The sequence below is a fragment of the Diplocloster agilis genome, assembly GCF_019042275.1.
Classification (GTDB): domain Bacteria; phylum Bacillota; class Clostridia; order Lachnospirales; family Lachnospiraceae; genus Diplocloster; species Diplocloster agilis.
In genome coordinates this window covers 1-5892 of the sequence record NZ_JAHQCW010000080.1, presented here as the reverse complement: position 1 = coordinate 5892, position 5892 = coordinate 1, and the positions used below count along the sequence as shown (strand labels likewise).

Sequence of the window (5892 nt, the reverse complement as noted above, 5' to 3'; positions counted from 1 at the left end):
CAGGAACACGTGATGTGTTCCCGGTTCAGAGGCTCTTGCCCGTCGGACGTGAAGTCCGCCGTGCATCCTGAACCCGGCTTTCCGATTCCGCTAAGCGGATGCTCAGCCGCCCTATGCGCTTCCCAGGGGACACAAAAGCCCCCAGCCGCCGGAGCATGCCCGGATACCACCCTGTCCCAAGCCCGAAGCGGCAGGCATACAAAACCCAGGGGAAGAACTCCGCTCACCCGCAGATCAGCCCGGCAGCAGCCATGAATCTGAGTCAGCTGTCCAGGATCAGGCGTTTTACGCCGTTTTTACGGGCGATGCGGGCGAATGCCTCCATCTGGACAGGAGTGTAGAGTTTTGGGTTTTCGGTAAAGCAGTAGGTTCGGTCTACCAGATCGTATTTTCCTGCGGCCAGGGGATTGTAGTTTAGTATCTCGTAGGATACGTCCGGATATAGGCTAGTGATAAAGCGGGCGATTTGGGCGATGTTATCGGAACCGGTTGTGTATCCGGGGATCATGGGGGTGCGTATGATTACGCGGTTTTGGTAGTCCGGGCTGGTTAATAAGTAACGCAGGTTCTCCCGGATGGTCTCGTTGGTAACTCCGGTATGCTGTTGGTGTGCTGCGGCGTCGTATATTTTGAAATCAGCGTAGATGGTGTCCAGGTAAGGGAGGACGCTTTTTAGTGTGGGCAGCGGAGCATGGAGGGAGGTTTCGACGGCGGTGTTGACGTGGCGTTCTTTTAGAGCGATGAGAAGCGCTTTGAGGAACTCAGGCTGGAGAAAAGGTTCCCCGCCGGAGACGGTGATTCCGCCTCCCTGCTCGAAGAAGATTTTGTCTTTGAGGGCCTCTTCCAGCGTTTCTTCGACGGTCAGATCGCGGGAATCCATCTGGAGAGCTGTTCCCGGGCAGGCGTCGATGATTTCTTCCCAGTCTTCTTTGCGGCTAATATCCAGGTGGATCCGGTTTTCCCGCTGGCTCACGCCCAGATCCCGGGAGAGATCCAGGCAGATTCCGCAGCCGATGCACCGGTTTTGGAACCAGAGGGGACGCTTTTCATAGCTTAACCCTTCCGGGTTCTGGCACCAGACACAGCGCAGCGGGCATCCTTTCAAAAATATCGTGGTACGGATACCGCTGCCGTCATGGGTGGAAAATCTTCGGATGTCGAATATTCTGCCTGTCATATCATGGTCCTCCTGCCGGACAGGTTTGGCCTGCCTTTTTCCTGTAATTTATTCTGACAGATGACGTTTGTATTCTGTTATCTGTGTTTCGCTTTTGTATTTCGCTTTTGCGTTTGGCTTCTTATTTTAAATGTCTGCGTAGCTTGTGCGGGCGATGATCTCGTCCTGCAGTTTATCGGCCAGTTCCACGAAATAGGCTGTGTAACCGGCTACCCGGACGGTCAGGCCCCGATAAGCCTCCGGATTCTTTTTTGCGGCAATCAGGTCTTCTTTTCGCACCACGTTAAACTGGACATGAGGGATTTCCAATTCTACAAATGTCCTGAGCATGCGGGCAAATTTATCAATTCCTGACTGGGTGCGGAAGAATTCCGGGAGGAATTTCATGTTCAGCAGCCCTCCGTTGCTGGTCAGGCACTTATCTAATTTTGATACGGATTTTAAGACTGCGGTGGGGCCGTTTACGTCTCTTCCGTATACCGGGGACATACCGCCGTCGGCCAGCGGGTCCTGGGATTTTCTCCCGTCCGCGGAGGCGCCTACATTTTCTCCCATGGGCACATGCGCGGATACCGTATACAGACCTGTATGGTATTTGCCGCCGCGGTAGTTTTTGTATTCGGACAGCCGTTTACGGATATAGCTGACCCATTTGACTCCCATCTGGTCCACCCAGTCCACATCGTTGCCGTATTTCGGCACTTTGTTAAGGAGCATGCTGCGGATCACTTCATAACCCTCGAAGTTGTTCGTCAGCGCGTCCAACAGTTCACGGGGCGTTATTTTCTTTTCCTCATAGACCAGCTGCCTGATCGCGGCCAGACTGTCGGCCAGATTGGCCACCTGGATGACCTGGATGCCGGAGAAATTGTATTTGGCTCCGCCGTTTGTTACATCTACGCCATTTTTCATGCAGTTGTCGATTACTGAGGACAAAAATGGGGACGGAAGCAGGTCTATGTGGGCTTTTTCCACCTGCTCACAGGCCAGAACCATCTTCTCCAGGTAGGTGTCCAGATATTTTCGGAAGGATTCTTCCAATTCCTCAAAGGTCCGGTATGTAGTCAGGTCTCCGTGGTTTTCCGCGATCTGGCGGCTGCTCAGTAGGCATTTCCCTCCTGTCAGAGTCAGTTCCAGAGCTTTGTTCATATTAAACATGGCCGCGTCACTCCAGCCCAGACTGTTTCCCTGGGTAGAGAGCTCCACGCATCCTACTACGGCGTAGTTTCTGGCATCTGCCTCTTCCACTCCCAGTTCCCTGAGCGCGGGGATGACAGCTGCGTCGTTGAAGAACTGAGGCATTCCACTCCCCTTGGACACCACATGGATGGCTTCTTTTAAGAGCGCGTCCTTCGTGCCCCGGTGAAGACGGACCGAAAGGTTCGGCTGCGGCAGGCCCAGATGTTCCTGGGCTTTCAGGCAAAGAAACGATATTTCGTTGCTGAAATCATTCCCCTCCTCATCCTGTCCGCCGATAGCAATATTAAAGCCGATGGGAAAACCGGCAAAATATTTGGCCCCATTGGAATTCCGCATATACACAATCTGATTGAATTTAAGCCAGAGCGCTTCGATGATCTCTAACGCCTGCTGGTCATCCAGCCGCCCTTCTTCCTTATCCTTTTTATAGTAGGGATAGAGATAACGGTCCATTCTGCCAGGTGAAAATGAGGAAGCGTTGGACTCCATCTGAAGGATGACAAATAAAAACCAGAGCAGTTGAACCGCTTCATGAAACGTATTTGCCGGCCGCTCGCTGATATTTTTACAGTTGGTCGCAACCTTCCGGAGAGATTCCTGAATGTCCGGATCGGCTTCCTGTTCCGCCATCTCCAGGATCAGGTCATGGTAACGGACCATAAAATGCCTGCTCCCCTCCATCACGATCCTCACGCTCTCATAAAAGTCCCTTTGCTCTCCCAAGGCCTGTTCCCGTGCGGCGGCAGCTTCCCGTTCCAGCACAGCCGGCCCTTTTTGCAGCCATTCCTCGCAGTTCGGGCAAATATGTCCCTGGGCGTGATCCTTCTGATTAATCTTAACTACCATGGAAATATCATCAATCTCTGATCCATAACGCTGTCTCAGCACATCCTCCAGGGATTTTCCTTCCCAATATGGTTTGATCTCTTCCCGGAAGGTTTTTATATCCTCTTCCCTCACCTGAAAACGGTCCTGGGGCCTGGTGGGAAGTGTCTCGAATTCCTTATCTACCCAAGTGCTTCCGCACTCCGGAGACACCACTCCATAGCGGACCCCCGCCGTCCGGTTTCCCACGATCAGCTCTTCTTTTTCCACTTTGATCTGCATCTGTTCCAAAGCTGCTTTCAAAGCCAGCGCCCGTTGGATAATTCTCGGTTTTCCTTCATTTTTCTTATATGTATTCGTGATGATTAACGCCTGTTCAATCGACGCAAATCTTGGCTCAGAGAGCATTTTTTCTTTTAAAGACCGGATTCGGTCCGTCATCCTTCCATCCATCTTATCAGCCCGCCTTTTTTCTCGTTATATATTGTTTTATATTATTATTTATTGTTTCATCCCGATAATACCATTTTTTATCACAATTATCAAGTTGTATTTCCGAATTTATCCATTCTTTTTGCTTCTTGTTCCGCTTCGTATGAATAATTGGCCTATTTATCAACACTTTCGGTTGTTTATCCAATTTTCCAATATAAAATCAGACGGAAAACTTGTTTTCGCTGAACCAAAAAACAAGTTTTCCGCCTGATTTCTTACCTAATCACAATCTTTATTTTTCAGCAGACATTCTGACTGTTCTGTTCAAAAGGCATCCTGTAAAACTTATAGCAGGATCTCCCGGAATGTTTCGCCTCGTACAAGGCCAGATCCGCTTTCTGATACAGCTCCTCGAACCAGATGCCATCCTTTGGATAAAAGGTAATTCCCATACTGCAGGATACCGTGCCATACCCTTCATAACAGCGGGTCAGTGATTTGCAGATCTGCGCGATTCTGGGTTCTAATTCTTTTTCGGACGGAACATCATTTAAAAATACCATAAACTCATCCCCTCCGATCCGGCCGCACAAATCGTCTTTGCGAAGTTCCCTTTTCAGAATCGCAGCGCTGTCTCCCAGTACCTGATCCCCAAACTGATGTCCCAGACTGTCGTTAATCCCCTTAAAATGGTCTATGTCGAGAATCAGCAGCGCATGCTGTCCATAAAAGTCATCCCTTCTGAGAACTTCTCTCACTTTCTCGTGAAAGGTGATCCGGTTTAACGCTCCGGTCAGCATGTCTTCCTCCAGCCTGCACCGGATCTCCTCCTCATGCTTTTTCTCTCCGGTAATGTCATGGATTACGATGAATAGCTTGACATCGGAAGTAAACTGTTCTTTCAAAAGCTGTATGGTAGCCCGGGCCCAGAGTTTGTCTCCCCGGTCGCTGATCCACCGGTATTCTAACCGCATATGGCACTGTCCTTCCCGGTAACGCTGCAAAAGCCGCTCACGGTCAAAAAAGCGGTTGAACATGGTCCGGTCCTCAGCCGCCACCAGATACTCGGCTATATACGTCATTGTTTCTGTGTAGGAATTGCCGTATCTGCTGAGCGGAGGCTTGGAACTGCTCTCCTCGTCAAAAGAATTCTGGGTCAGATTATATTCATAACAGCCGATTCTGTTTTTCTTCTGAGACGCGAAATACTGGCACCACTTTTGATAGGCCAGCTCTTTTTCATATTGTTCCGAAATGTCTTCACAGGCTATGATCCCCCGCTGTGGTTTACCCTCCCAGTTACAGATCAGAGAATATTTGGCGGAATACCATCCGAAGCTTCCGTCTTTTCTTCTCTTTCTGACTGTCGCCTGTCCATTTGGCTTGCCCTTAATCATGTCTTCATAGAATTCTATGTAGGCTTTTCTGGATTCCGCGGCTATCAGATCTTCTTCCACAATGGAATAGGGTACATCTTGTATCACCGTAGGCAGGCCAAATTCATCGGCGGCTTTTTGCGGCAGGCACAATCTCCTGTCCTCCACATAATAAGTGTACATCATCTTATCGGTCAGCTGGAATGCCAGCCTGGTCTCTTCCAGGCTCACCCGCAGCTGCTCGTTAGTTGCCCGGTGCTCTCCTGCGTCCGAGATGACGCCAATCAAGCTGTCCGGTTTTTCCGCAAGCCACAGGCAGCGCATCGTCATCCAGAATATTTCACCGGATCCATAAAGTCCCCGGAACATCACATCGAAACTTCGCTGCCGCCGTTCTACGAAATCATGGATTTGACCAAAGAGCTTTACGAAATCCTCCGGAAGGACCAGCAGGCGCAGCTGCCGGAACCTATTTTCCCCCTCTTCATCCTGGCCCGAACCAAACAAATGATAAAAATAGCGGTTCGCATATTGGAGGGTCAGATCATCATCCAGCTTCATCAGAAAAATTCCACAGGGCAGGAACTCAAATATTTTTTTAAAATATTTGTCATGATTTTCCGTACACATAGTTTTCCTCCCTATTTCCAAAAAGCGGTATTTTTTCCATACTATAATTCTATGTTTACATTGACATGAATATTCCAACTTTTTTAATGGAAAAATGGTGAGTATGATTTTAATGACAGGATATGTAAATTTTAGGGTAATTTTTTATTTGGTAAAATTACAAAGTGAATTCGTGATTTCTACAGAACATTGATTTTGCAGCACTTAATTCACGTCATTTCGGTTTACGAGTGACAAAAATAGAGTTAC

The 5892-nt window shown here is 49.1% G+C and carries 3 protein-coding genes; all 3 read right to left on the bottom strand.

The window, feature by feature from the left end:
• Positions 1-262: 262 nt before the first annotated feature.
• Positions 263-1177, bottom strand: a complete 915-nt coding sequence (locus tag KTH89_RS24560; RefSeq protein WP_238723457.1) for a glycyl-radical enzyme activating protein — start codon at positions 1175-1177, stop codon at positions 263-265.
• Positions 1178-1303: 126 nt separating this feature from the next.
• Complete coding sequence (locus KTH89_RS24555) at positions 1304-3655, bottom strand: glycyl radical protein (protein ID WP_238723456.1); 2352 nt, start codon at positions 3653-3655, stop codon at positions 1304-1306.
• Positions 3656-3936: 281 nt separating this feature from the next.
• Positions 3937-5643 carry a diguanylate cyclase domain-containing protein gene (locus KTH89_RS24550; protein ID WP_238723455.1) on the bottom strand — a complete coding sequence of 569 codons (1707 nt, stop codon included), beginning with the start codon at positions 5641-5643 and terminating at the stop codon, positions 3937-3939.
• Between the last annotated feature and the right edge of the window lie 249 nt (positions 5644-5892).

Bases quoted from the DNA above. Each gene is read 5' to 3' on its own strand.
- KTH89_RS24560 (WP_238723457.1), bottom strand. From the start codon at position 1,177: ATGACAGGCAGAATATTCGACATCCGAAGATTTTCCACCCATGACGGC.
- KTH89_RS24555 (WP_238723456.1), bottom strand. From the start codon at position 3,655: ATGGATGGAAGGATGACGGACCGAATCCGGTCTTTAAAAGAAAAAATG.
- KTH89_RS24550 (WP_238723455.1), bottom strand. From the start codon at position 5,643: ATGTGTACGGAAAATCATGACAAATATTTTAAAAAAATATTTGAGTTC.